Origin of the sequence: Aporhodopirellula sallentina SM41 (genome assembly GCF_000346505.1) — a bacterium.
Lineage (GTDB): Bacteria > Planctomycetota > Planctomycetia > Pirellulales > Pirellulaceae > Rhodopirellula > Rhodopirellula sallentina.
The window spans coordinates 108,041-133,659 of sequence record NZ_ANOH01000095.1 but is presented as its reverse complement, the minus strand read 5'-3'; the positions used below and the strand labels follow the sequence as shown (position 1 = coordinate 133,659).

20 protein-coding genes are annotated in these 25,619 nt (G+C 59.3%); 12 read left to right on the top strand and 8 right to left on the bottom strand.

What is annotated here, in order from left to right:
- The first annotated feature begins 232 nt into the window (after positions 1-232).
- From RSSM_RS05680 to RSSM_RS05660, 4 genes are all read left to right on the top strand, one after another.
- On the top strand, positions 233-790 hold the full coding sequence (locus RSSM_RS05680) for an A24 family peptidase (RefSeq protein ID WP_008675496.1): 558 nt from the start codon (positions 233-235) through the stop codon (positions 788-790).
- Between the two features lie 160 nt (positions 791-950).
- Complete coding sequence (gene cpaB / locus RSSM_RS05675) at positions 951-2,027, top strand: Flp pilus assembly protein CpaB (protein ID WP_008675495.1); 1,077 nt, start codon at positions 951-953, stop codon at positions 2,025-2,027.
- Positions 2,028-2,390: 363 nt separating this feature from the next.
- Positions 2,391-4,064: a type II and III secretion system protein family protein gene (locus RSSM_RS05670; RefSeq protein WP_236620965.1), complete on the top strand. Its 1,674-nt coding sequence runs from the start codon at positions 2,391-2,393 to the stop codon at positions 4,062-4,064.
- Positions 4,065-4,236: 172 nt separating this feature from the next.
- Positions 4,237-5,472: an AAA family ATPase gene (locus RSSM_RS05660; RefSeq protein ID WP_008675490.1), complete on the top strand. Its 1,236-nt coding sequence runs from the start codon at positions 4,237-4,239 to the stop codon at positions 5,470-5,472.
- A 101-nt stretch (positions 5,473-5,573) separates the two neighbouring features.
- Here the strand turns inward: RSSM_RS05660 and RSSM_RS05655 are convergent, their stop codons facing one another.
- The 7 genes from RSSM_RS05655 to lpxD form a co-directional block, all read right to left on the bottom strand.
- Positions 5,574-7,535 (bottom strand): hypothetical protein, encoded by a 1,962-nt coding sequence (locus tag RSSM_RS05655; RefSeq protein ID WP_008675488.1) that lies wholly within the window; start codon positions 7,533-7,535, stop codon positions 5,574-5,576.
- 309 nt (positions 7,536-7,844) lie between these two features.
- Positions 7,845-9,458 (bottom strand): methyltransferase RsmF C-terminal domain-like protein, encoded by a 1,614-nt coding sequence (locus tag RSSM_RS05650; protein WP_008675486.1) that lies wholly within the window; start codon positions 9,456-9,458, stop codon positions 7,845-7,847.
- 13 nt (positions 9,459-9,471) lie between these two features.
- A complete protein-coding gene (locus tag RSSM_RS32295; RefSeq protein WP_008675485.1) occupies positions 9,472-9,870 on the bottom strand; it encodes a hypothetical protein in 399 nt (132 codons plus the stop codon).
- Positions 9,863-10,927 carry a septation protein SpoVG family protein gene (locus tag RSSM_RS31455; RefSeq protein WP_008675484.1) on the bottom strand — a complete coding sequence of 355 codons (1,065 nt, stop codon included), beginning with the start codon at positions 10,925-10,927 and terminating at the stop codon, positions 9,863-9,865. The genes RSSM_RS32295 and RSSM_RS31455 overlap by 8 nt, the downstream gene beginning before the upstream one ends.
- 3 nt (positions 10,928-10,930) lie before the next feature.
- On the bottom strand, positions 10,931-12,034 hold the full coding sequence (locus RSSM_RS05635; RefSeq protein ID WP_008675483.1) for a 4-(cytidine 5'-diphospho)-2-C-methyl-D-erythritol kinase: 1,104 nt from the start codon (positions 12,032-12,034) through the stop codon (positions 10,931-10,933).
- Between the two features lie 300 nt (positions 12,035-12,334).
- Positions 12,335-13,306: an LpxI family protein gene (locus RSSM_RS05630; protein WP_008675482.1), complete on the bottom strand. Its 972-nt coding sequence runs from the start codon at positions 13,304-13,306 to the stop codon at positions 12,335-12,337.
- A gap of 63 nt (positions 13,307-13,369) precedes the next feature.
- The gene (lpxD, locus tag RSSM_RS05625; protein WP_008675481.1) at positions 13,370-14,557 is read right to left on the bottom strand and encodes a UDP-3-O-(3-hydroxymyristoyl)glucosamine N-acyltransferase; all 1,188 of its coding nucleotides are present in this window, start codon (positions 14,555-14,557) and stop codon (positions 13,370-13,372) included.
- Between the two features lie 352 nt (positions 14,558-14,909).
- On the opposite strand from lpxD, the gene RSSM_RS05620 reads away from it, so the two are divergent.
- The 7 genes from RSSM_RS05620 to RSSM_RS05590 all read left to right on the top strand — a co-directional run bounded on the left by RSSM_RS05620 (position 14,910) and on the right by RSSM_RS05590 (position 22,989).
- Positions 14,910-16,247, top strand: coding sequence for a FliG C-terminal domain-containing protein (locus RSSM_RS05620; RefSeq protein WP_008675479.1), 1,338 nt, complete (start codon positions 14,910-14,912; stop codon positions 16,245-16,247).
- Positions 16,248-16,322: 75 nt separating this feature from the next.
- Positions 16,323-17,321 (top strand): FliH/SctL family protein, encoded by a 999-nt coding sequence (locus RSSM_RS05615; protein WP_008675475.1) that lies wholly within the window; start codon positions 16,323-16,325, stop codon positions 17,319-17,321.
- The gene (locus RSSM_RS05610) at positions 17,318-18,793 is read left to right on the top strand and encodes a FliI/YscN family ATPase (RefSeq protein WP_008675474.1); all 1,476 of its coding nucleotides are present in this window, start codon (positions 17,318-17,320) and stop codon (positions 18,791-18,793) included. Before RSSM_RS05615 ends, RSSM_RS05610 begins: the two co-directional genes overlap by 4 nt.
- Before the next feature lie 6 nt (positions 18,794-18,799).
- Positions 18,800-19,291 carry a flagellar export protein FliJ gene (fliJ, locus tag RSSM_RS05605; protein WP_008675473.1) on the top strand — a complete coding sequence of 164 codons (492 nt, stop codon included), beginning with the start codon at positions 18,800-18,802 and terminating at the stop codon, positions 19,289-19,291.
- 48 nt (positions 19,292-19,339) lie between these two features.
- Positions 19,340-19,990: a hypothetical protein gene (locus RSSM_RS05600; protein WP_008675472.1), complete on the top strand. Its 651-nt coding sequence runs from the start codon at positions 19,340-19,342 to the stop codon at positions 19,988-19,990.
- Positions 19,991-20,217: 227 nt separating this feature from the next.
- A complete protein-coding gene (locus RSSM_RS05595) occupies positions 20,218-21,954 on the top strand; it encodes a flagellar hook-length control protein FliK (protein ID WP_008675471.1) in 1,737 nt (578 codons plus the stop codon).
- Positions 21,955-22,521: 567 nt separating this feature from the next.
- Positions 22,522-22,989, top strand: a complete 468-nt coding sequence (locus tag RSSM_RS05590) for a hypothetical protein (RefSeq protein ID WP_144059589.1) — start codon at positions 22,522-22,524, stop codon at positions 22,987-22,989.
- Positions 22,990-23,220: 231 nt separating this feature from the next.
- Here the strand turns inward: RSSM_RS05590 and RSSM_RS05585 are convergent, their stop codons facing one another.
- A complete protein-coding gene (locus RSSM_RS05585) occupies positions 23,221-24,453 on the bottom strand; it encodes a DUF1559 domain-containing protein (protein WP_044301227.1) in 1,233 nt (410 codons plus the stop codon).
- 556 nt (positions 24,454-25,009) lie between these two features.
- On the opposite strand from RSSM_RS05585, the gene hisB reads away from it, so the two are divergent.
- Positions 25,010-25,597 carry an imidazoleglycerol-phosphate dehydratase HisB gene (gene hisB, locus RSSM_RS05580; RefSeq protein WP_008675468.1) on the top strand — a complete coding sequence of 196 codons (588 nt, stop codon included), beginning with the start codon at positions 25,010-25,012 and terminating at the stop codon, positions 25,595-25,597.
- Positions 25,598-25,619 lie beyond the last annotated feature (22 nt).

Here is a 25,619-nt window from a genome sequence, read left to right as displayed (position 1 = left end):
CTTTCCTCGGTCGCCTGCGTCTTGAGTACAACCCATTCGGATACTGAGCGATCTCATGAACTACCCGCTGCTACCCGCCGACACCGCCGCATATGCCTGGCAACTGGCTTGCTGCGGATTCACGCTGATCTTCGCGATGATTAGCTTCGTGATCGGCCCTCGATAACACAATTCACACACACGCTTTTCAACGCCGAGCCCGCGCCGGCGGTCTCACACGGGGAATTTTGAAATGTCCACTTTACTGCAAGCCGTCACGGAAAACTGGACCATTTGGTTCGTGACTGTTGTCCTGATCGTTGCCGCCGTGATCGACGGGATGATCCTGAAGGTTCCAAACTGGCTGACGTTTCCGTTCATCATCTGCGGATGGATTCACTGCACCATTCAAGGCGGCATGCCAGGGCTCGGTTGGAGTCTGTTGGCAACGTTCGCCGGCATGATGATGTTGCTGCCACTGCGAAACGTGGGCGGCATGGGAGCCGGCGACGTGAAACTGCTCGCGGGCATCGGTGCCTGGTGCGGTCTCATGGTGACGCTCAAGGCGTTCGCCGCGACAGCCATCGTCGGCGGAATCATGGCCGCGTTCATGATTTGGAAGAGCGGCGATTGGGTGAAGCACTACGCCCAGGCTCTGACGATTCTCAACGAGTGGAAAACCGTTCGGAATCCCGAGGAGCTCTCCGCGATCGCTCGTGAGCGGAAACCGACCATGTACCTGTTGCCATACGGAATTCCGATGGCAATCGGAACGATCATGTATTTCGCCGCATCTGGCATGATGGCTTAAAGTCAAAATAGTAAAGATAGGGCGTCTGTTTCAGATGCCCGGCGTAGGTTTGAGTCGAACGCAAAGATTCTCCGATTGTAGGGGAGAGTCACCCGGTCGATCGGCAACCTACGCGATAGGACCGTACCCGACCATCTCGACCAACTCTAGATAGCCCGTCATGAGAAATAAAACAGTTCCTTTGCTGATAGCATGTGTTTGCGGCACGATCGCCGCGATCGGGCTGAGCCAATGGATGCAAGCTCAATCGACTGGCGAGTCGACTGTCGGCACGGTGGAGATCTTCGTCACAGCAAAGACGATTGACATCGCCGAACAAATCACACCTGACAAAATTCGTCTCGAGCAATGGCCTGCTGACCGTGTACCGAAAGGTGCCAGCGGCAAACTCGAAGACCTCGAAGGCAAGTACGCACGCCAACGTTTCTACGAAGGCGAGCCCGTCATGCCAGTGAAGTTGATGGACGATTCCAACGGTTCATCGCAAACGATCCCACGCGGATTCAGCGTCGTGTCGATGCGAGCCGATCCGGAGAGCAGCGTTGCAACGCTCGTTCGTCCTGGCGACCGCGTCGACGTGGTTGCTTACTTCACCAAGAGCGAACTGATTCCTGAAACCATGGCAAAGACCGTGTTGACCGGAGTCCGTGTATTCGCCGTCGATGGACGTACTGAACGTGAGACCGGTGAAGACGAGAAGGAAGCCAAACCGGCTCGCTCGATTTCACTGCTGATCCATAAGAAAGACACTCCCGCGTGGACCTACGCTAGCGAACTCGGAAAGATTCGTTTGACGCTCGGCAATCCGAGTGACATTGTCGACTCCGATGCGGGCGATGGTGGCAGCGGTGCCGGACAAGAATTCCTGACATGGTTGTCGGATTATCAAGCCGCCCAAGCTGCACGCGAAAAAGAAAGTAAACGACCTGCTCCAAAGACACCCGTTTCGACGCCTGCACCGGCCCCGGTGAAGGAAAAGAAGAAGGGCTTCAAGATGTTGAAGATGTCCGGCGGCGTACTGACGGAATACTGGATCGAGGAAGGCAAACAAGTCCCCGTGATCCTGAATGAGTCTGGTCCCGATGGGGTCAAAGAACCGGAAGAGGAAGCGGAAACAAAAACCCTTCGGCCTGGTGCCGATCGTCCGACCGCACCGGGTGACTACAGTTACCTCAACGGATCGGAAAGCCCGTTTTATCAACCACCCCGTGAGCAGGACGACCGTCCTCGGAATTAAGGGGACAGTGTGCTTTTGCAAAACTAAGGAACCTGGATCATCGCTACCGTGAGATAATTGCTCACAATTCGCGTTTTCCAAACAAGTCGCATCATCAGCAGCCACTTCGTTGCCGATGACTTAAACAGTACCTCTGTGGCGGTGTTCACTGTCATAGAGGGGCCTAATTACTCGACCCGACCGGCAAGGATGCCAACGATGCGAGCGTGCTACTCGATATTATCCACCCGTTCTGTGATCGCGTTTGTCGCGATGATTGTTTACGGGGTTGTCGCCGTACCTGCACTACGGCCAGCGTCCGCCCAGTCTCTCGCTTCCGTTCAAGGGGATCATAAGATCGCCAACACGGTTGAGCGAATGGAAATGATCGTCAAGTCCAGTCGCATTCTGTCGTTGGGCGATCGCATTCCGCGATTCCAAGTGCACAACGAAGAGGTGCTCGGGGCGACACCGGTTAGTGAAAATCAGATTCAGATTTTCGCAAAGAATCCTGGAACGACTCAAGTCAACCTTTGGGATACCGAAGACAAACTGTACACGATCGACGTGACGATTGTCGCGGACGCTCGTGAGGTCGAAGGCATCTTGAATTCACAGTTGCCGCTGGCTTCGCTCAAGGTCACGCCGATCAACGAGAGTGCGATCGTTTCGGGATTTGTCACCAGTGTGGACGATGTCGAACGAGCCATCTCGATCATCGAACAGTTCTACAAGGTCGTGATCAACAACATCGAAGTGGTCGGTGTGCAGCAGGTGTTGTTGCACACGCGGATCATGGAAGTCAGCCGCACGAAGCTGCGTCAGCTCGGTATCGACTGGTCGCTCGCTCCAGGCAACTTCACGTTGCTCAACGGTCCGGGTGAGTTGCTCGACGTGCCATCGGGTTTGGTCGAAGGTGACTCGGGGATCCTCGGCTTTGTGCCGTTCGGCAGTGCGACGAACCTGCGTTTGAACATCAACGGTGACTTCGAGGCGTTCGTGGAAGCACTCGACGAACAGAAACTGGTCAAATTGCTAGCCGAGCCAACTGTGGTTGCCACACACGGCCGTCCCGCACGATTCATCGTTGGTGGTCGGGTTCCTAACGTCGTTCCCGGTAACAACGGTCAGTTGCAGGTCGAGTACGAAGATTACGGTACGAGTATCGACTTCCTACCATTCGTGATCGGACCCGGCCGGATTCGTCTCGAGGTTCGACCCGAAGTCAGCGAGCCTGACCCGACCCGCGCCGTCGCGGTTGGCAGCACCAACGTGGCCGCGTTCACCACACGTTACGTCGAAACCGCCGTCGAAATGCAAGCGGGCGAGACCTTCGCGATCGCCGGTTTGTTGCAGTCGCGAGTCGAGAGCATCGTCAAACGCACACCTTACCTGGGCCACATTCCGATTCTGGGGGCATTGTTTCGGAACACTCAGGACCAACATAACGAAATCGAACTGCTGATCATGGTAACGCCGGAACTCGTCGACGCGATGGCGCCGCACGAAGTACCACCAGGTGGACCGGGGCTCAACTCAGACTTGCCTGACGATTGCGAGTTCTACTGGAACGGTCACATCGAAGTGCCAAACCTGAAGAGCGACAATTGCCAACAAGAAGGTGCCGCCTGTGTACCGGCCGAGGCTGCCTACCAAGGAGGCTACCCTGGTGGCATCCAGGGCGGTGAGGTGATCATGCAGGGTGGTTACTCGAAGAACGGTGCCTCGAAGAACGGTGCCGGTGCGGCAACGAACAACCAGCAAGCCGCACCGACCGCGGCGGCACGCCAGGCACTCGCTGCCCGGCAAATGCCGCAGCAGGTTACGGCACCCAAGAGCGGTTTCGAAGGTGGGAACCTGATCGAACCGCCGGCTGCCCAGGCCGCCGCACGAGTCGCCACCGCTCCCCGCGGCAGCGTCCCGGCGTCGTACAACCAACCGGCAAACCGTTCGAAGTTCGAAAGCGGGGCTTTGTTGCCCGCCGGAGCAGTCACGCCGACGACCCAACCGAAAACGGTCGGACAAGGCGTGCAGGTCTTCACACCCAATCAACCCTAGTTTTTGAGTCGTGAGATAACGCGACGCGAAAAAACACGCGTCGCAAAATGCAGGGCGCTTCGCTGCGGCGGAGTGCCCACGCCTTCGAGTCGGTTCGCTTTTGGTGGCCACTCGAAGGAATCGGCTCCCGCGCCGAGATCCAGTCCCCAACCCTTGTTCATGATGATCTACGATGAGTAATGTTCTTCGATTGGCCCTGGTCGATCCCAACGACTCTTCTCGCGAGCAGCTCAAAGCGATGCTGTTGGGCATGGATTCGATTTGGCTCGAGGCCGACTGTTCGCGGTACGAGTTCTTCCCTGACATCGTCGAACAAACCACTCCGGATGTCGGTGTGGTTTCGCTCGATAGTAACCCGACGTCGGCGATTAACCTGATTACGCGGATCACCAATGAGTGTCCGCAAACGGCATTGCTCGCGGCAAGCGAAAGCAGCGATGGGCAGCAGATTCTCAAGGCGATTCGTGCGGGGGCACGCGAATTCTTGACTCTGCCGCTCAACGATCAAGAGCTTTCCGAAGCACTCGACCGGATCAGCATGGCCAAATTCGGCGGTGGCAGTACGGGAAGTCGTGCGTGTGAAGTGATTGCCGTGGCGGGAGCGACCGGGGGAGTCGGATCGACCAGCACCGCGGTCAATTTGGGATGTGTTCTTGCGGAGGAGCCTCGTAACAGTGTTGCCCTTGTTGACCTGGATATTGCGCTCGGTGATGCGGATGTGTTCCTCGACGCGATTCCGGATTATACGCTCGCCGATGTCGTGCAGAACATCAGCCGTCTCGATATCCAGTTGCTCAAGCGTTCGCTTACCAAACACGCATCGGGTCTGTACCTCCTCCCGCGTCCGGTCGAACTGCACGACGTCGCCGGCATCGATGCGGAGAGCCTGCGGAAGGTCATCGGCCTGCTCAAGGCGTCGTTCACACACCTGATTGTTGACTTGTCGAAGACCTATAACGATCTCGACATGGTCGCCATCGAAGCCGCGTCACGAGTCATGCTGATCACGCAGCTCGACCTGCCTTGCCTGCGGAACGTCGTTCGTTTGATGATGAGCTTTGACGAAACTGAAGGCTTGCAAGACAAGGTCGACATTATCGTCAACCGCGCCGGCCTCGACGCCGGGCAGATCAGTTTGAAGAAGGCGAAGGAAACACTCGGGCGTGATATCTTTGCACTGCTTCCAAACGACTATCGCACGATGGTCGAGGTTCGCAACAACGGCGTGCCACTGATCACGCAGGCACCCAAGGCGGCCCTCACCCAAGCGTTCCGGGACATGGCGACGCGGATCGGCGGCGACCATGGCGGGCAGGCGCAGGACGCACCGGAAGAATCCGATGCGGGGCCGGCCAACGAAAGCCGTTGGAAACGGTTCTGGCCCGGGCAGGCCAAGGCGAAGTCCTAGAGCTTCCTGAAATTTGACGTGCCCGATCCCCGCAGCTGACTTCGCCAGAATCCGAGTTTACGAATTCTGGCGACATCAGGGACAACACTTTTAAGAACGCTCTAACGAAGATTCAGCAGCGTTTGTATCGATCCGTCGGGCCAATGAACATTGAGTTCCGACGTGATCTTTCCATCCGCGTCGAGTAACGCGACGAGTTGGTCGAGTTCGGCGAGCCGTTTGGCCATTGTCGTTCCGCCTTTCACCGCATCTTCGATTTGATCTCGCTGCATTTCGAGGGCGGCTTCTTGACGGCGGGCTCGCATCTTGTCAGCTCGCGAGATCGCAGCGTCGAGCATCAGCAGTTGTTCGTCGGCGAGTTGCAGTTGCCGAGTCACCGCATCCAACGTGGATCGAATCGTCTTCGCATCAGTCCATTGCCAGGGCATGCTCGGATCCAAACGTCCGCCGTAGCGGATTCGCATCGACAACGACGACGTCGTGCGAACATCCATCCGCACGGCCAACGCGGCGGCCTCGGGTGATTCCTTGAGTGTCAGCAATGCGATGCCGCGTGTCTTTCGGGGAGACGTCTCGTTGATTGGTTCGATCCATTCCACCGCGACGTCGTCGGGGACATGCAACGTTACGTTGAACCGAGTCGCGGCGCCGTCGACCGGGCCGGCGAGGTTCCATTTGAGTTTCTCGTCACGTTTCTTCAGTCCGAGCAAGATCGCGTCGGCGTCGAGTTGTGGACGTAGGTAGACCAAATCGCCCTGTTCACCCCGCAGTCGTGCGTGCGCGAGGTCGGCGGAACGACGAAACGTGGATGATGCGGGAAGCCAGCGAAACGCCAATCCGTTCGACTCCTGATCGTCATCCAAACGTGATCGGATTTCAGCGATCGGGGCTTCTTCGGTTTCGGCGACGACATTCCACTGGCCCCGATTGTCTGGCGAACGCAGTTTCAACGGGCCGTCGGTTGGGAATTCGAGCGTGAGGGTTTGATAGGCGTCCTTGGCCGGCACGACTTCGTTCGATACCAGCGACGTCCATGGCGGAGGCTCGGTTTGTGATTTCGATGGAAGTCCAGGTAGTTCGGCGGCGAGTGTCTGCGATTCCGTCCGTGCGATGGTGATCGTTTCCTGTTCCTCGGCGGCTTCCAGCATGGCTTCGTCGTCGAGAGAGTCGTCGTCAGAAGCGATGTCAATCGAAGGCATGTCCTCGGGCGTCGCCGTTGCGATCGTATCGATATTCGGTGCAGTGGATGGTACTCCTTCGGCCGCCGGCAGTGACGAGGAGGCTTCGTCGGAAGTGGATTCTCCGGTTGCCGATTCGATGGACTCAGAGCCCGCCGTGCTCGCGAAAGATGAGGGCAGGAACGAATCCAAAGAAACGCCGAGCAACGAGGAGTCGACGTTGGCGTCTTCGGTGAACGGTTCCGTGCTGGGCATGCTCGGCGAGTCCATGACCGTCGCGAGAGAGTCCGACGAAAGCTCGGAGGCGGCTGTTGCCGGAATCGAATCGCTCGCACCGAACTTGGAAAGCTCGCTCGGCTCACCGGAAGCGACTGCTCCGCCGTCTGTTTTCATCGCGGTGGACGTCGATGAATCCGGGGAAGAATTCCATGCGAAGATCCCAACACCGACGCCGACCAAAGCAACCACACCGGCGACAACGGCTACCGGTTTGCTGAGGCCCTTCCGAGAGGAGGGTGTTGTTGTCGACGAAGGTTCATGATCGGTATTGCCGTCACGGATGAGGGTCTCGGACGATTGGGACTCGGTTTCGAGATCCACGTCTGGAATCTCGTGGTTGTTCTCTGGTTCGAACGTGTGATGGTTGAGCTCTGGCGATTCGCTGTTTTGCGAGGCGCCGGTTTGATACTGTTTCGGAATTACCAGACCGCCTGAATCATCGACGAGCATTTCCTCCCACAGCGGATCGTTCGCATCGAACTCGTTCGCGTCGTACGTTGCGACTCGCGTTCGAGCTTCGTCGTGCCATACACCGGCAATATCGTCGGGTGGCGGGCCGAGACGAGCGACCAGTTCAGAAACCGATTCCAGGTTTTGCGTGCTCATGATGAATAGATCGAGGGAATCGTCGATTCAGAAACGATCCGAGCAGTTTAGCAGGTTCTGTCTCGGACGTTGACATCCGAACAGGGCGAGGTGAGCACTCGTTTTTCTCATGTAGTGCATCTTGTGAAAGCTCCTCATGCAGCAGGATCTTTCACAAGATCCACTACGGGCGACCCGGAAGACGAGAGTATCTGGAAACTTGGCCTGCACGTTTCATGTTGCTGAATATGTCGGAATTCAGGGCAGCGAAGTCTGGCGCCATCGATTGCGGAAAACGCGTGTAGAGAACAGCACGGCACACGCGTGCGGCTACTGCATTCTCGCGTGTCGGGCGAGGTGATTTTTGCCGATGCGACCGTTGCTTTTGATCCAGCCGAGGGGGCGGCCGCGGTGACGCACGATCTGCCAACCGGTTTGGTTGGGGGCGTCGTCTGAAGCGCCGTCTGAAGCGCCGTCTGCGGAGGGCGAGTTTGGGTTATCGATCGGGATGGTTTCGCCGGTGAGGTATTTTAGCGCCGTTTCGTCGTCGACTTCGATGGACGGCAATCCTTCTATCGCGGCTGTGTGCCGGATGGCGGAGGCGTGGGAAGGTTTCCAGGTAGAACCGGCGCGGTGAGCGATCTCTGGGCCACGGAAAGATTCTTCCTGGACCCAATCGGGAGCATCGGGGGCGGTGGCGTCGATGATCCAATCACGCAGTTGTAGGTGATGACGCGGGTCATCGGGACGCACTAGAAACGGCAGTTGATCGATCGCTTCGCGGGGGACCATCGATTGGTCGCGTGATCGCGACGTGGTGCTGCGTCGCCACGATGCTTCTTTGCGATCGCGATCGTAGTCGGGCGGTTCGTCGCCGAGAGGTTTGGCCAGGCTCGCTGCGAAACTGCCCGCACATGCCGTTCGGTGCGGCCACAACCGGTAGCTGCACCGGAGAACGTCTTCGTTAGGCGGATTCAAAAGATCGGTCTGGTATTTTGCCAGTCGCTGCACCGGAGCGGGCGTCAGTCCGAGATGGTCGATCATGAACTGCACTTGGGCTTCGTTTTCCTTCACCGCAAACGTACAGGTGCTGTAGATCAGCGTGCCACCGGGACGAAGCAGTTTTTCGGCCGCCGCGAGGATGCGGTTTTGCCGAGCTCTGTTGAGTTCGATGTGGGTGAATTGTAACGCGGTCGGTGATTGTTTGCCTTTGGCGACCAACGCCTGCCCACTGCAGGGGGCGTCGACGAGCACGAGGTCGAACAGTCCGGGTAGTTTCTCCGCGAGCGATTCGGGATCTTCGTTCGAGATCGCGTATTGATCCGATCCGGTCCGCGCGAGGTTGTACGACAAGGGCGCGATGCGAGTTAGGATCGGTTCGTTGGCGAGCAAAAAACCGCGTGGTTGCGATTGGTCGACGTGATAGGGTTCGTCGATCGCCTCGAGCAGTCCGCTGGCTTTGCCGCCCGGTGCCGCGCACAGGTCGCAAATCAGTTTGCCTCGCAGTTGAAACGTGTCGGCTTGGGCGGCCGCGAGGGCGAGCAGCGATCCGGAATCCTGCAGGTAGAACTCACCGGCGGCGTAGTCGATCGTTCGCGAAGGGCGGGCGAGGTCGTCGGGGGCTTCGATCGCGGTCGGGTACCAATCGACCGCCCGAGCGTCGCGTTTCTCTCGCAACCAAGTTCGCAGTTCGTTCGATGCCAAACGTTCGGCTGACTGCAGTGCCTCGGATCGCATGCGAAGCACGTTGTCGTTCCGCTCGGTGATCGCGACGCAGAGCTGTTCGAGTTCGTCCGGCGGCATCGGGATCTCGCCGTCTCGTTCCGTCGTCAATGCCACGGCGACTGCTTCGCGGCTGATGCTTGCGCGTTGCGAAGAGCGTTTTGGATTGTGTTTGGGGGGACGTTTGGAGTTGGACTTCGACTTGCGTTTTTTGGTGCTCAAGTTTTCTTCGTGCTTAGCGGTTGGTCAGTTTTCCCCAGATCAACGTGCCAAGCGAAAGCATCCCGGCGAGCAGCAGCGGCGATGTCACGGTGAAAAGGATGAACAGAATTTGCGGGCCGCGACGCGAACGGTCGGCGGTGACGGGAGTGCCGAACAGGACCGAAAGCTCTTCTTGGATCTCGGGGATTTTCGCGGCGTAAACCAGGCCCGCGGAAATGACCGCCGCGACGACGACCAAGATTAACATGGGGGCGATGCCGATTTGAACCGGGTGATGTTTCGATTGCCGCGAGCCGTCGGCGTCGGTGGGCTGCGTCGGCGTTGCAGACGGGGCGTGCGACTGCGTTGATGTTGTCGGTGCGGGATTCGACAACGCCGAAGAGAACTGTTGCGAACCGGAACGATCAGTCATCGAGGATGCCGGCACCGAAACCCGGGTTCACGTTGTCATCGGTATCGGTCGTATCACCCGCCGAGTCAGTCGCACCGCTGCTCGATGAAGGCGGCAGGTTGGTGACGGATTCGCGTTTGCCACCGCCGGGACGATCATGGAAATGTGGGCGCGGGATCGTGTTGCGGGCACCGTTTTCGGCCCGCATCATCTTCGGCTCGCCGGTGGCAGGTTCACTACCTGATTGGGTTTGCTCCGCCGGTTCATCGGATGCGATGGGTTCGGCGGGAGTGTGCGGCGCCGGCAGTTCTTGTTGTGGATCGATGCGGGCGGTGGTCGATTCGGCAACGTCTTCTGAACTCGATGAGTTGTCGGCGGGTTGCTCGGCCGACGGTGTTTCGCTCGCGGATGAATCGGTTGTTGGCGAGTCAGCTGCCGGCGAGTCGGTCGTTGATGGCAGGCTGTTAGGAGCGTCGTCGAACAAGCCGGCTCCGAACGCGTCGTTGATCGGCGGTTCCGGTTCGGACTGCGAGGCTGTGGAGGCGAGCCCGTTGGAGGAGTTCTTCTTTGCGGGCTGGGGTGTCGATTTGGCGGATGGCGTTGAGGTTGCTGCGGTGGATCGTCCGGCCCCGTCCGACTCGACATAGTCCGCTTCGTCGTAGTCGCCGGCGTCGAAGTCGTCGTCGTATCGGCTGCGGTAGTTCGGTTGAGCGGAACGTTGCAGTTCAGCGTTGAATTCTTCGATGACCGCGTTTTGGATCATCTCGCGGCATTCGCTGTTGATCGGGTGGGCGACATCCGCGTAGAGCTTTTGCGGAGAATCGATCGAACTGCTAAACAGTTTCGCACCGCATTGGTTGCAGAACGACGCACGCAAATGATTTTTGCTGCCGCACCGGTTGCAATGTCCGGTGAGTTTTCGAGACGGCATGGCAACGAAGGGACCGTGACTGCCGTCAATGATCTTCAGGTCTCGAACGACAAAACTCTGGTCAATCGTGATCGAGCAGAACGCTCTCAAACGGTCTTCCGAACCTTCCATCAATTTGATGCGAATCTCGGTAATTTCCACCACCATCCCCTATGCGATATGGATCTCCGGTGCAGCTGAACAGGTCGCGACGACATTCACTAACGCGCCTCCTGCCAACGACTCGCGAACAAACGCGGCCAACTCATTCGACTTCACGACGTCCGCCTCGCCCGTCACTTCCGCTGCGGAACCGGATGTCGATTCGGCGGACGCGAAACCGGGAGTCAACCAAGCAAAACACGCCGAACCGCTGCCCGTCATCTGGCAATATAAATCAGCCCGGCCGCAATCACCGTTCGGTGCAGCCTGCCGTCTCGGTGCAATGTACTGTGTTGTCGACTTCCGCAAGCATTCTAGCGCCTCATTGACGTGAGGTGATAGCCCGCTAGCCGGGGCCGCCAACGCATTATAGAGAATCTCCGCGCCGCCGATGGGGCTGCGACGAATAAATGTTTTAATCGTTTCGAGTCCGCTTTTCGGTGCGTCGGAGACCTTCGCTCGAGAATAAACCGCAGCGGTTGAGAGCGCGGTGGGGGGATAAATCACGACAAAACGGTGTGGATCGGGCAAGTCGTAAAATGTTAACTTTTCGCCGCGACCGAGGGCTCGGGCGAGCGTACCGGGTTCGGAAACCGAATCCGATGTCGGGGCGGGCACGTCGAGAGTGCTGGGTTGGTGAATGCTCATCTTTCCCAGGAAAAAAGGCACGTCGCTGCCCAACGTTGCTGCCATCGACGCCATTTTCTCGTCCGTTAAGGATTCGGTCATGGCAGGATCGGACCGATGCAAAGCGGCTTTGGCGAGCCGCAATGTCGCCGCCGCATCGCTGCTGGCGCCGCCCATCCCGGCGCCACTCGGGATGCGTTTACCGAGTTCGACTTGCCATCCGCCGCGATATCCGGTTGCCTCGTTGACCAATTCGAGTGCGCGATAGACAAGGTTGCTGCGGTCTGTCGGCACGTCCAGCAACGCGTCGTCGGTGGATACGGCGAGTTGATCAGCGACGGCTTTGCGGTCGGGCAACCATCGCACGTCGAGTTCGATTCCCGGCGTCGGTCGAAGACGCAGTTTCAAATCGTCCCGCCAGTCGATTGCGACCATGACGGTGTCGAGTTCATGGAATCCGTCTTCACGCCGGCCGAGAATTTCCAAGAACAGATTCAGTTTCGCCGGCGGCGACGTGCAAACAAACGGTTCAGCGGAGGTGGAAATGGCGGCGTTCCCATCGAGGTGAGTGTCAGAAGGCGTCCGGGGCTAAGAAATTTACGCGATATGGCATCGTTGGCAATGAACCATCGGGAAACGGCATGTTTCTCGTGTCGGCCGGACCACTTGTGTAGGTCGGACCAGCTTGTGTAGGCCGGACCAAGCGCAGCGAAGTTCCGGCGCAGGCAACACCGCCTTCCGTGTTCCTGCCGTAAGCCTCGCGTGCGACTCGCTACCGAGTCCAGCTCAAGCAGCGGCGACGGCGGATTCGACGCCTCGGAACGCGATGATGGAAACACCCAAGCGATCAGCCAACGCGACCGTTTCTTCTTGGTCGAGCAAGATGGTTCGGTCGGCTTCGATGGCGATCGCGACCCCGCCGGCATCGGCCACGTTTTGGACCGTTTGAGCACCGATGGTGGGCACGTCGAAACGCATGTCTTGGTTCGGTTTGCTGACCTTGACCAACGTCCAACCGCCGCGACGACACAACTCGCCGCTGCGTCGGATGCACGCGTCGGTTCCTTCGATCGCTTCGACCGCGATCACCGTGGCGTCTTTAATCGCGACGGCCTGACCGATGTCCAGTCCGCCCATGGTCTTGGCGATCGACCAACCGAATTCGGCGTCACGCTTCGCCGACGTGGAGAGCGATTTGCGTGTCAGTAGTCCTTCTTTCACCAGTAGCTCCGGGGCGAGTCGTGTGGCCGAACAGATGTCGATGCGGTGGCGATGGTATGTGTCGATGACGGCGGTCAGCAAACGATCGTCTCGTGCGTCGCGTCCTCTCCCGAGCAACAGCGGGCCGAACGTTCGCAGGCACGTCAGGTCGGGCATGTGTCGCAGCCACAACGATCCGCCGTAGAGCAGGTCCGACTTGAACAGCTTGCCCGCCATGGTGACTTTGGTGACGTTTTGCTTTTTGAAGAAACGCAGATGTCGACCGAAACGTCCCACTCCGGACCAAAGCACTTCGTCACAGGCGTCTTCGATTTCCGGTCCCGCGTGTCCGCTGATCGCGACGCAAACGACCGGGTTGCCGGCCTCGCGGATTCGGTTGGCTACCGAGATCGGAAAACGTCCCCATCCCGCCACCAGGCCGACCGGTTCGCCGGGCGAGAGCCTGACGTCGATGTCGTTACTGACAACGTCTTTAGCGACAGGAGGGCCTGCCGCGTTGAGGGAACACGCCGCGTGCGATTGCAAAACGTTTGACATCGATATCGTGCTTTAACGAGATCAGGGCCTACGGAAGACTAGGGCCTACGGAAGACCAGGGCCTTAGGCGGCTTTGGACGATGAATCGTTCATGGGCGGTTGGGTCGCGGGTGTGTCGTCTTGCCGTGTCAACGCAGTGACTTGGGTTTGGACGTCTTTAATGTCGCGACGCAGTTCCGGCAGTTTTCGCTGGACCGCCAACATTCGTAGTTGATCCTTTTGTGGCGTCGCCGGTGAACCCAAATAAACGCCCTTGGTCAGGTTATCCATCACGCCGGCTTGCGCGCCGACGATAACGTGGTCGTCGAGATGAATGTGGTCACGCAGTCCGACTTGTCCGGCGAGCACGACGTAGTCGCCGGTCGAGCAACTGCCGGCGATGCCCACTTGGCTGCACAGCAGATTGTGTTTACCGATGCGGCAGTTGTGACCGATCATGACTTGGTTGTCGATCTTGGTACCTTCGCCGATTCGAGTCGCCCCGTAAGTTCCACGGTCGATCGTGACCGAAGCGCCGAGTTCGACGTCGTTGTCGATTTGGACGTAACCGAGTTGACCGGTCGGGATGTGCTTGCCGTCGACGTTTCGGTAGCCGAACCCGTGGGCACCGAGAACCGATCCGGCGTGGATCACGACGCGGTCGCCGAGCCTGCTGTACGAATACAACGTGACGTTCGGATACAGAACGCAACTGGCTCCGACTGTGCATCCGGCTGCGATGCTGACGCCGGCGTGAATCTTGCAATCCGGCCCGATCGTGACGCCGGCTCCGATCGATGCCGATGCACTGATTTGCGACGAGGGGTGAACGTTTGCGGTCGAATGAACGCCGGTTCCCGGAACTTCATCACCGAAGGGAGGGCGGAAGTGCAGGATGATTTGCGTGAACGCCGCGTGCACGTCATCGACAATGATCTGCCATGCAGGAGCGTCTTGGTCGGTGCCGCTGTTTGGGTTGTTGCCGGTTCCGCTGAGCGTTTCGGCAGTGAGGGCGGCGGGGGTGATCAACACGTCGGCGTCGCAGCCCCGGATCGCGGCGGCGTTTTGAGCCTGGTCGACCATGGTGATTTCGCCCTTTTGTGCCTCCTGTGGAGGCGCAGCTCCGGCCAACCTCAACGTCTCGCGAGATTCGTCGGCTTGGGATGGTGCGATGGCGAGCGGCATCAGTTTTCCGCCCGTCATTTCAACGATTTGGGCGAGTGAAAGCGGTGCGGGCGTGTCGCTGTCGGCGGAGTGAATCACGGTGGTCATGGATCGTAACTCCTGTCAAACGATCTTTTGGGTCAAATACATCTTCTTATGTAGCAACGTGGTCGACGTGGTCGCAACGGCGATTCGGTGGTGACGGGGGGCACATCGCGAGACAAAAGATCGGCGGCAATGGCGGGTAACGCGGCAAGAATATGGCGGGCAACTCGGCAAGAATGAGGTGAACGCATTTCAGCCTTCGCGCCGGACCGCGAACTTTAGTAGAAGTCAAAAAAGAATCGAAAAAAGTTGCCGCGGGCGTCGGATCGGTTCGTCACCCGAAACCGCTTGCGTTCGCCAATCGCTCGGCCGATTGGACTCGATTGGTTTGCTTCCCCTGTAAAACTCGATACCAGTGAACTCCACCGCATCCACCGCCGAAAACGAAGCTCGACGTGCCGCGTCGCTGCGGCGGATCGCGATCGTGTTGCAGGATTTGCCGCAGGCGGTGGCCAAACGTTTGCTCGCTGATTTGTCTCCGGATGCACGTCAGCGGGTTCGCCAGGAACTCGCGAGCCTCGTCGATGTCGACCCAATGGAGCGACGCCGGGCTTTGGAATCGTTCACCGGATCGATGCGTCGCGGTGCAGCCCGCCAAACCGACCAAGGCAACCTCAACACAACCGACGAAGTCACGTTTTCACACGCTGCTCATTCGGCTCCCGTGAACCGGCCGCACGCCGCAGGAATGTCATCGCCGGCCAATCCGTCCAGTGCCCACTCGCCGTCGCCGAGCCAAGCCCCCGAGTCATCGTCGCCTGACTCGCTCGCGTTTCTCAGCCAAGTCGGTGATGATGATTTGCTGAACCTGCTCAAAGACGAACACCCGCAAACGAAAGCCGTCGTGCTGGCGCAGATCGAACCGGCGCGGGCCGCCGCCCTGTTGCCACGACTCGGTGGTGCCCAACGTCAAGATTTATTGACTCGGATCGGTCGATTGCACACGTTGCCCGAAGAGATGTTGTCCGAACTCGCCGACAGTTTCCGCAGCCGGGTAGATCGGATTCTCGAATCGAAGACCGCCAATCCTTTGCAAAGCCTGATTGACGCGTACGGGGGTGGCCAGCCGGCCGATCCTGCTACCGCGGCCGCTCATGTTCCCGCCTCAGCCGCCGCCGTATCGCCGCGATTGCAAGCGATCCTCGCGGAAATGCCGGCCTCCGCGAATGCCGCTCAACCGCAAACGAACTCCCCCTCGTCGCACCAGCCGGTTCGCTCGGCCGTGTCGGGACACGATGCCGCGAGCATCGAGAACGAAAAGACCGCAGCCGAACGGCTTCGGCGAATCACTCGCGAAGAACCCGTGGCATCGGACAACGATCGCCAACCAAACGCGGCCTCGCGAGCGGAGTCCGCCTCGCTCGGAATGTCGACCGACGATGTCCACCGAGAACTCGTCAAACTGCCCGCTCGGAAATTGTGCGAGGCACTCGGCCGGGTCGACACACGAACGGCGATCCTGGCGTTGTGCGGGTTGCCCAACAAAACCGCCGACGCAGCGATCGCGTGCTTGCCGAGGGCTCAGGCAAACCAGGTTCGTCAGCGGCTGCTGTCGGTCGGGTCGCTCGAAATTCGTGACATCGACCGGGCGAAGGAGGCCGTTGCCGGCGCACTTCGCATCGGCGGCCAAATCAGCACACCGTCCTCAACTCCAAACGCCGCCCCGTCGCAACGCGTTGCGGTCGCGATGTAGCCGTCACGGGCGAGCGGGCGTGGTGAGTTTGCGTCAGAGCGTTTATTGTTCCTGTTCCCTTTTTAGATTTCCTTCATGGCTACGATTGTCAAACCAGGGGACGCTACCGCGAAAACGGCAGCCTCGGCCAACCCCGCTGATCCGCCGAATCCTGCCGACCCGAACGGCGCGGGCAATGGTTCGGGAGCGGTGTCGGTTCCCGCCGGCCGAACCGGCCGGGTGATCAAAACGGTTTCGGTCGCGAAGGATGACGGCGGAGCGAAAGTTGACGAGACACCGCTCGCTCCGGTACGTCCCCCAGGAACGTCAGGGAGGATCTCCGGTGCAACAGTTGGTGAGCACGCGAAAGGGAAAACCGGGCTCGCCGAGTTCAATCTGTCGGATTTGGCCGCCGAGGGACAGGAGCAGATCAAACGGTGCCAACAACAAGTCGATGCGATGTTGGCCGAAGCGACCAAGCAGGCCGAACAGTTGCGGCAGCAGGCCCGGACGCAAGGACACAGCGAGGGAACTCAGGCGGCGATCAAGGAGATCGACCAACGCGTCAACCGTGAAGCCGAATCGAAAGCACGCAATCAGGTTAAGTCGCTGCATCAAGCCGTTGAGCAGATGAAGCAGCAGTACGACGCGTGGATGCGGCAGTACGCGGAGGTTCTAACCACGACCGCGATCGCGGCTGCCGAACGTTTGACGCGATCGCAATTGGTTCTGCCGAACGCCGAAGACGGTTACGCGGTTGTTGATCCGTCGCCGGCGAATACGTCCGGACGAGATATCGCCTCCGGCCGAGAGGACGCAGAGCCCGCCGAACACCTGCTCGTGCGTTGGGCTCGCGAGGCGTTGCACAGCACCCGTTCGGCATCGCGTCTGACGCTCGCGGTGCACCCGGACACGCTCGCGCAGCTAGGCAAGGCACTCGACGAGTTGCTCGCTCATCCCGATTTGCCCGAGCAGTCGGTAGTGATTCCGGACGAATCGCTGAAGGTCGGCGATGTCGTCGTCCGGCAAGACGGCGGCGAGATTTCCGCTGGCATTGACGCTCAACTCGATCGCTTGCGTGAGGAACTCCTATGAGCGGCGTTCCCACTCTCGATCCGCCCCGTTTGCCCGATCCCGCGGCCACGGCATCGTCGCTGCGGAAGACGGTTTTGTTCCAAGTCCGCGGGCGTGTCGCGTCGTTGACCGGTGATGCCGTGACCGTGCAAGGCATGACCGCGCCGCTCGGTGCGATCTGCGAACTGTTACCACCCGATGCACCGGCGACTCTCGCACGGGTGATCGGGTTCGACGATACCCGGCCGATTCTCGCACCGATGGAACCGATCACTCGCTTGGCGGCGGGCGATCGTGTGCGGTTGCTCTCCCATGCGTTGACGCTCCGGGTAGGCCAATCGTTGTGTGGCCGGATTGTCGACGCGTTCGGACGGCCGATCGACGGTCGACCGCTGAGCGAAGATCTCATGCGAGTCGATGTATCGCACTCGGCTCCCGATTCGCTCGCCCGTCCACCGATCGATCAGCCGCTGCAAACGGGCGTGCGTGCCATCGACGCGATGTTGACCTGCGGCGTCGGACAACGACTCGGTATTTTTGCAGGTTCCGGGGTCGGTAAGAGTACCCTGCTGGGGATGATCACCCGCGGCACGAACGCGGACCGTGTTGTGATCGCGATGGTTGGCGAGCGGGGCCGCGAAGTCGGCGAGTTCATCCAGCGAACGCTCGGTGAAGAAGGCTTGAAAAAAAGTGTCGTCGTCGTCGCAACGAGTGACAAACCGGCTGCCCAGCGATTGTCGGCTGCCTACACCGCGACCAGTATCGCCGAACAGTTCCGCGACGAAGGGCACAACGTTTTGCTGTTGGTCGACAGCGTCACGCGGTTCGCGATGGCCCAACGCGAACTCGGTCTCGCCGCCGGTGAACCACCGACAACACGCGGGTATCCGCCGAGCGTGTTCAACCTCCTGCCGCAACTCGTCGAACGTGCAGGTCGAACCGAAAAGGGATCAATCACGGCGTTCTATACCGTGTTGGTCGAAGGCGACGACAACAACGAACCGATCGCCGACACCGTCCGTGGTTTGCTCGACGGTCACATTGTGTTGAACCGAAAACTCGCACACCGGGGACACTTCCCGCCGATCGACATACCCGAGAGCGTCAGCCGTCTGCAGAACCATCTCGTTACACCGGAGATCGGCGCCGCGGTGCTGAAGATCCGCGAGCATATGGTCCAGTATGACAACAGTGAGGATTTGATCTCGATCGGAGCCTATCGCCAGGGCAGTGATCCGAGGATCGACGCGGCGATCGCGATGCGAGATCCGATCAATATTCTGCTGCGTCAACACAGCGACGATCAAACGCCGATGGAGATGTCTCATCAGATGGTGATGAAACTGGCCGCGGCGCAAACCGGACAGGCGGTTCCGGGCGGCCAGCCCGCGAACGTCGCCAACAATCCCGCCGCGCAGCAGGCCGCGGCCCAACAAGCAGCCCAACAAGCCGCCGCACAGCAGGCTGCCGCGAAGCAAGCCGCCGGAGGATAATCGTCGATGGCACCTTTCCGATTTCGTTTTGATTCTTTGCTTGCCCTGCGTCAACGTCGGCGTGACGAGGTCGGTGCGGAGGTTGGTAAGGCGACCGAGGCGATTGAGCGTGTGGATGAACAAATTGAATCGTTGCAGACGCAGCGTGATGGGGTACGCAACGATGCTGCGGCGCGTCTGGCAAACTCAGGTGCCAACGGTGCGACTCACGTGGCCGTCGATCGCGTGATTCAAGAAGGGAGATACGACATGCAGCTCTCGGCCGAGCAGGCTGCCCTTCGTGACACACGTGCGAAGCTCGAGGTGGAATTAAATCGCCGTCGCGGTCTGCTCGTCGAAGCGGAAGCGGAGGTGAAACAGCTCGAACGTTTGCGTGAAACTCAAATGGCCGAGCATCGACAATTGCAGTTGCAAGTCGAACAGGCCGAAGCCGATGATCTGACCACCGCGCGGATGGTGATCGCCCAACGTCGAGCACTTAAAAAGAACCAACGCTAGCAAAACGACGCCACGAAACGCGTTTAAAAAGAAGGAGGACGGTGAGAGATGAGATTCTTGATGCGAACGATCGCAATGGTATGCGTCGCGACCTGTCTGACCCAATTGATCCTGCTTGGCTATTTTGTTGTGCAGGGGACGCTCGACGCTACCTCGGCGACCAAGGTGCTCGCGTTGGTCAACGGAATCGATATTTCGGGGAACCGGCTGCGCCAAATCATGCGCGAAGGCGAAGACCGCGAGCAGCCCGACTTTGACGAAATTCTCGAAGCACGGCAGCGTCAAAGCCTCGATATCGACATGCGGCTGCGAAGCCAACGCGAATTCAAAGACGAATTGTCGGTGATGTTGGCGAGTCTGCGATCCGAACGCGAACGATTCGACGAACGACGTGAATCGTTCGACCGCCGACTTGAGGAAATCCGCCAAGGTGCCCAGGAAGAAGGGCTCCGCGAGGTGCAACGAACGCTTCAGGCGCTCGAAGCGGAACAGTCAAAAGAGCTACTGCTGAGAATGTTTGACGATAAAAGAATTGATGATGTCGTTAATATCATTCAAGCTATGCCAATCGATAAACGAAAAGATATCTTAGCGGAGTTCGTATCAGTTGAAGAACAGGACAAACTTCACGAGATCCTACGCCGCATCGGTGACGGAATGCCCACGACGACGGTGATCGACGAAGCCCAGGGGAGATAACCCGCAGCGGCGAGACTCGAATTCGCCCTCGCCCGCCGGCATCCCAACCAGGACATCCGATAGGGAGCCCGACGAGGGGCAGCTGATTTAATCGGTTTGACGAAATTTAGAGTGAGCGGCAAGGCGCAAGTCGCCCGTTGGTGGCGTCGATACCGGCGGCCAGCGCCTTGCCACTCATTCGATCAAGGGCCCGATGAGGGACTCTGATCACGGCTGGGGGGCCGCTGATGACATCGAATCAAACATCGAGCGTGAGCCAATCGGCCTCGCGCACGTCGGGCACACTAGCGCCGACAAGAAACGACTCGGCAATCAATAGCCTGCGCCGCCGCTTTTCCGCGGCGAACTTGGGCGAGGATAAATCCGCGGCGGGATTGGGTGACCCGTTCGCCGAGATCTTTGCATCCATCGCGGCCGCCGAAACGCCGGTTCCCGAGCCGACTCAAACGGTCGATTCGCAGGAAACGGACGAGTCAACCGTCGAGACGCAAAACGAGTCGGAAGATCACTCCGACGACGATGCACAGCGAACTGATGAGGCGCAAAGCATCGTCGCGGCGAACGATGCGTTGCTGGTCGACGGCGCGGAAAACCCCGAGGCCGAAGAATCCGAAGCGGTCGCTCTCGTGGAATCGGAAACCATCGACGAAGCCCTCGGAGATGCCGAAGGCGAGACCGAAGCGAGCCAGCAAGTCGATCTCTCGCAGGACGGGGAAGAGAGCGAATCGGAAGCTCCCGTGGTCGTAGCGGAAACGCAAAGCGACGAAGCCGAAGCCGTTGTCGACTCGGAGTGGGCCGCCGCATCGACCGACGATCAGTCTCGACGAAGGTCGGACGCCAACACCGCTGAAGATATCGAGATCGAGAGTGAAGCGGTCGCCTCCGATGAGTTGGAGCAAGTCGCCGCGAAGTCGACGCGGGAGACTGAATCCGCAGACGCGGAACCCGATGGTGATACCGAGTCGGCGGTTGATCACGGCGAACCGGGCGAATCGAAAGTCGAGCGGCGTCGGTATACGAAACGGTCCGAACAACCGACCAACCAAGACTCGCAGCAGGAAACCGGGGCCGAGGAACCGTCAATGGTGGCAGGTGACCCCGCAAAGCGTGATGCATCGTCGCAGACATCTCGGACGGGAGCGGGATCGCGGAGCGGCGGCATTGATATTTCCGGCATGACGCCCACCGCATCCGGTGGCGCCGCACCTGCGGGGGCTGCCGCGGCAGCGGCCGTGAGTGCTGTCACGTCTGGAGCCGGGGCGGCTAGCGCCGGACGTGCGGCGGGCGGGGCTTCGTCGATCCAATCGGTCACAGGGGCGAGCTCCGGTGCAGGAGATGGTTCTGCGTCCGCCGATGGATCGGCACCGACCTCCGGGGCGAATGATGCGTCGCAGCGAAGCGGTCGCGAAGGTTCGTCCGCTGCTGCGGCGAAGGGCAACACAGGGCACGATACCAGTTCAGCGGTGCAGCGTGCGAAGTTGGTGCAGCGGGTCAGTCGCGGGTTCCAACATCTCGGAAGCAGCGGCGGTCAGATCCGGATGAAGCTCGCTCCGGAGCATCTCGGTTCGGTGCAGTTGCAGATGAAGGTTCAAAACGGCGAACTCAGCGGCACGATGGTGACGCAGTCCGACGCGGCCGCGCAGATGCTGCGTGAACAGTTGCCCGATTTGCGTGCGGCGTTGGAGAACCAGGGGATCAAGTTGCAGCGAATCGATATCGAAACCGATTCGTCTGCCGACGCGATGAAACGTGAAGCCGATGGACAGACGGGCGATCAACCGAGCGGTCAGGGCAGCCAACAATTCACTGACGGCCAGGCCTTCGCCGGAGGCCGCCATCGGAGCGGTTGGTCCGACGTGACAGCCACGCCAAGAAACACGCCGTCGGAAAAGAACACACCCAAACCACCCGCCCTCGCAAGAGTCGCAACCACCACCCCAGGCCGAGTCGATTTGCAGGTGTAGGCTGTTGGAGGAGTTTCGGTATTGCCCCACGTTTGTCCGCCAATGAGGGGCGATTTCGCGATGCAATAAATGGGCATCGATTCGTCGATCGAACCGACGCCTGGTCTCGGTTTTGGAAAAACCGAGCTGCGTGTTTCCCTCAACCGTTCAACGAACGACGGCTCAAAGGGCTAACCGATTGCCTAGCCCAGGCCAACGTCACGGATCACCAGTGGGTTTCGGGCCATGTGGGTGAGCCGAATGGCCGTAAGGCCTCGGGTGGGAACGTCGAGCGATGTTGAGGCCGAACCCGCCCAAAACCCGAGTGCTCACGCACTTCGGCTCACGGGGCGAGACTGATTCACCAATCGAACCGACGCCTGGTCTCGGTTTTGGAAAAACCGAGCTACGTGGGGCTTCATTCGGGTGATGTAAAAATGTGCGTTATCTTGGGGGCGGGTTGTGCCGATAAGAGTGAAAGAATTGATCTTTCGCCGTTGGGCATTTTTTCTATGATCAGTTCGCCGGATCGGGCCAAGTTGGGGCTCGTTTCGTTTTTTTCTATGATCGCGTACTCAAGGATGGGCCATGCGGACTCTGCTTTTACTCGGACTAGCCGTCGGCGGTGCTTTCATGGCCGGTTGGTTTACGATCGAACGAGACGGTGACAAAACCCGGATCGAGATCAACAAGAACGAAATCCGCCAAGACACTCGCCAAGCGATCGACAAAGGTCGTGATATGCTCGAAAAACGTGAGCAAGAACGTTTGGCTCGCGAGCAACAGCAACAGCAGCAAATGGGTTACCCCAACAACCAGGGAGCCTGGCCGCCGCAAGCCGCACCGATCCAAGATGCTGGGTACGCCGGCTATCCGCCTCAGAATCAGTACGGCAACCAGAACGGCTACAACGCTCAGCAGCCTTACCCGAACCAATCGGCCCCAGCCGGATACAATCCGGCGTACCCGGTGCCCGATGGCTCGCAGCAACCTGCACCGAATCAGCAACCACGCTGGACGGAAATGCCACCTCCATGGCAGCAGCAAACTCGCTAAGACGAAGAGGCTGCCAACGGAAGTCGAACGACGGTCTGTCTCGGCGTAGCTGGACTCGCCAAGAGTTCAGTGGGCGCACGCGAGGGTGACCTGATTGGCTTGTTTGACGCTGTCGGAAGTCTGGCGACTCCGGCTACGGTTGTGTTTGGCGTTTATACAAAAAAACGGGACCGAGCCCTGTGGACTCGATCCCGTTTTGCATTTCTCTCGCACGTCGCGAGAGATTCGGTTTCAGAACGCTTGATCGATGACTTCTTTCGATGCCCGTGTGCCCAACGCACCCCATAGGCCGAACGGGGATGCTCGGCCGGCGGCGAGGCCACCCGCTGCGTTGGAAACTTGAGCGCTGTTGCTGTTGCCGGCTTCGATCGAGTCGGTCACGAACTTGACCGCACCGTCGCCCATCAAGACATGACATCCGCCTTGGTGCCGGCTGCTCGGTGGGCAGACGCCGGCGGAGCTGTGGTCGCCCGACAAGCAGACTTCGCGGTTGGGTGGCAGGATCGTGTTCATGCCGGAGTAGGCGAGACGGCCGAACGCCCATTTGTATCCACGGCGTCGATCGGATTCAGATTCGTTGACCGTTGTTTGAGTGCCCCAGAACTGAGGCCGCGTGGGATCAGTTCCGTTGCACAACAGTGCGCCGCCGGCGATCACCATATCGCTGCCGTCGTCGTTGGTGCCTCCCGACGCTCCCCAGAGCGTCCGTTTGTCTCGGTCGCCGAGGTCGGTGACAATTTCGCCCGCGGCGATTGTGTTCGAAAGGCCGTCGAGGACGTCCCGGAACGCCATGTGGGTACGTGGGACAAAGAATCCACGTTGGGAATGCCGGACCGCGATCGCCCGCGTGCTGTTGTTGCGTTCGTTGTTGTCGAGTGATCCCCAGTCACCCATGTGCACCGAATCACCGGCGCAGTACGCGTAGTTGGTGCGTCCGTCCGACGGGAGGCCGACACCGGGGTCGCTCGGGCAACGAAGCGTTTGAAGTTCGGTCAACCAAGGTAGATAAGGCGTGCTGCCGTAGTTGCTCTGCGACCGTTTCGGGTTCGGACCCATTGCCTGAAACGTGCCACCGCCGACTGCCATCGGGTTGCTGATCTGTTCCCAGACAGCCTGTTGTTCCATGAACGGTGTCAGGCCGACGAGCCAGTTCAAGTCGAGACGGTTGAACCCGGTGTTGATCGCTTGTGATTCCGCGTCGGAACGGTTCGGGTGGCTCGTGCCTCCTTGGGAAGTCGGGCAGCGGTTGTAGGCGGAGTGGTAGTTGTGAAGTGCCAATCCGATCTGTTTGAAGTTGTTGCTGCAGCTCATCCGGCGTGCTGCTTCCCGAGCGGCCTGGACGGCGGGCAGCAGCAGTCCGACGAGGACGCCGATGATTGCGATCACCACGAGGAGTTCGACCAGCGTGAAGCCGCGTCTGCGGCTGGGCAGCCGGGAATTTGTCGGTCGTAAAGGAGTGGCCATAGAAGATCTCATTCGAAAAGGAATCGTGAATAATGGCGGGCGAGCAGCCCTAGAATGGCTTTGAGGGGATTGTTAATTGTAGTCGTCCTGTGAAAACACGTGTGTCAACTGTATAGATGACGCGCGGAATTCGCGTTCGCGAAGGTTTTGCGAAGGTAGATTCGGCCACCGTCCTTGCGGCTGGCCCGCCGCCGGGACGTTGGGGCGATGTGCCAATGAGGGAGGTGGGGGCTCGGCTACGAGTTGATTGCGCCGTTAGAATGCCGCCCCGCTCCTCGTTCGCGAGTCTGTCGGGGGCCCAGCGTGCGTGTTGGTAATCTGGCGAGCTTGTCGGTAACCGGCGAGCTTGTTGGTGAACCGGCGAGCCTGTTGATGAACTGGTCAGCCTGTCGGTGAACCAGCGTGGTTGCCGGAGACTCAGAGAGGCTGTCGAAGCCCCGTGGACGACCGACGTTTGCCGGGCCGTGATCTCTCGATGCTCTTATAAAATGACGTTTCCATCATTCAGGCGACGTTCCTACTTCCCAATCGACCTTATCCCAAGTCTCGAACCGCCATGTCTCGAACAGCCACCGTTGACCGTCAAACCGGCGAAACGACCATCAAACTATCCGTCAACCTCGATGGAACCGGGGAAGGCAAACGCAGCAGCGGTGTTGGCTTCCTCGATCACATGTTGGATTTGTTCGCCAAGCACTCGTTGATCAATCTCGACGTGACCGCGACGGGCGATTTGCATGTTGATGATCACCACACGACCGAAGACATCGGGATCGCGTTGGGCACCGCCGTGGATCAGGCACTCGGCGATCGTGCGGGTGTTTGTCGTTACGGGCACTTCACTTTGCCGATGGATGAATGTTTGGTCACGTCCGCGGTCGACATGGGGGGACGCTATGCGTTCGAATACCATGCCCCGATCGCCGCTCATAAGATTGGCACGTTCGACAGTGAATTGGTCGAACACTTTTGGCAATCGTTTGCTGCCAACGCGAACTGCAATTTGCACGTGGTGCTCCATCACGGCCGTAACGCTCACCACATTTCCGAATGCGTTTTTAAATCAACCGCGCGTGCGATTCGGATGGCAATCCAAAGCGATCCACGCAGCGATGCGATTCCGAGCACGAAAGGCGTTCTGTAAACCCGTCTGATCCGCTATCTGT

Coding starts and splice junctions, on each gene's coding strand:
- RSSM_RS05680 (WP_008675496.1), top strand. CDS start 233: ATGTCCACTTTACTGCAAGCCGTCACGGAAAACTGGACCATTTGGTTC.
- cpaB (WP_008675495.1), top strand. CDS start 951: ATGAGAAATAAAACAGTTCCTTTGCTGATAGCATGTGTTTGCGGCACG.
- RSSM_RS05670 (WP_236620965.1), top strand. CDS start 2,391: ATGATCGTCAAGTCCAGTCGCATTCTGTCGTTGGGCGATCGCATTCCG.
- RSSM_RS05660 (WP_008675490.1), top strand. CDS start 4,237: ATGAGTAATGTTCTTCGATTGGCCCTGGTCGATCCCAACGACTCTTCT.
- RSSM_RS05655 (WP_008675488.1), bottom strand. CDS start 7,535: ATGAGCACGCAAAACCTGGAATCGGTTTCTGAACTGGTCGCTCGTCTC.
- RSSM_RS32295 (WP_008675485.1), bottom strand. CDS start 9,870: ATGACTGATCGTTCCGGTTCGCAACAGTTCTCTTCGGCGTTGTCGAAT.
- RSSM_RS31455 (WP_008675484.1), bottom strand. CDS start 10,927: ATGGTGGTGGAAATTACCGAGATTCGCATCAAATTGATGGAAGGTTCG.
- RSSM_RS05630 (WP_008675482.1), bottom strand. CDS start 13,306: ATGTCAAACGTTTTGCAATCGCACGCGGCGTGTTCCCTCAACGCGGCA.
- lpxD (WP_008675481.1), bottom strand. CDS start 14,557: ATGACCACCGTGATTCACTCCGCCGACAGCGACACGCCCGCACCGCTT.
- RSSM_RS05615 (WP_008675475.1), top strand. CDS start 16,323: ATGGCTACGATTGTCAAACCAGGGGACGCTACCGCGAAAACGGCAGCC.
- RSSM_RS05610 (WP_008675474.1), top strand. CDS start 17,318: ATGAGCGGCGTTCCCACTCTCGATCCGCCCCGTTTGCCCGATCCCGCG.
- fliJ (WP_008675473.1), top strand. CDS start 18,800: ATGGCACCTTTCCGATTTCGTTTTGATTCTTTGCTTGCCCTGCGTCAA.
- RSSM_RS05600 (WP_008675472.1), top strand. CDS start 19,340: ATGAGATTCTTGATGCGAACGATCGCAATGGTATGCGTCGCGACCTGT.
- RSSM_RS05595 (WP_008675471.1), top strand. CDS start 20,218: ATGACATCGAATCAAACATCGAGCGTGAGCCAATCGGCCTCGCGCACG.
- RSSM_RS05590 (WP_144059589.1), top strand. CDS start 22,522: ATGCGGACTCTGCTTTTACTCGGACTAGCCGTCGGCGGTGCTTTCATG.
- RSSM_RS05585 (WP_044301227.1), bottom strand. CDS start 24,453: ATGGCCACTCCTTTACGACCGACAAATTCCCGGCTGCCCAGCCGCAGA.
- hisB (WP_008675468.1), top strand. CDS start 25,010: ATGTCTCGAACAGCCACCGTTGACCGTCAAACCGGCGAAACGACCATC.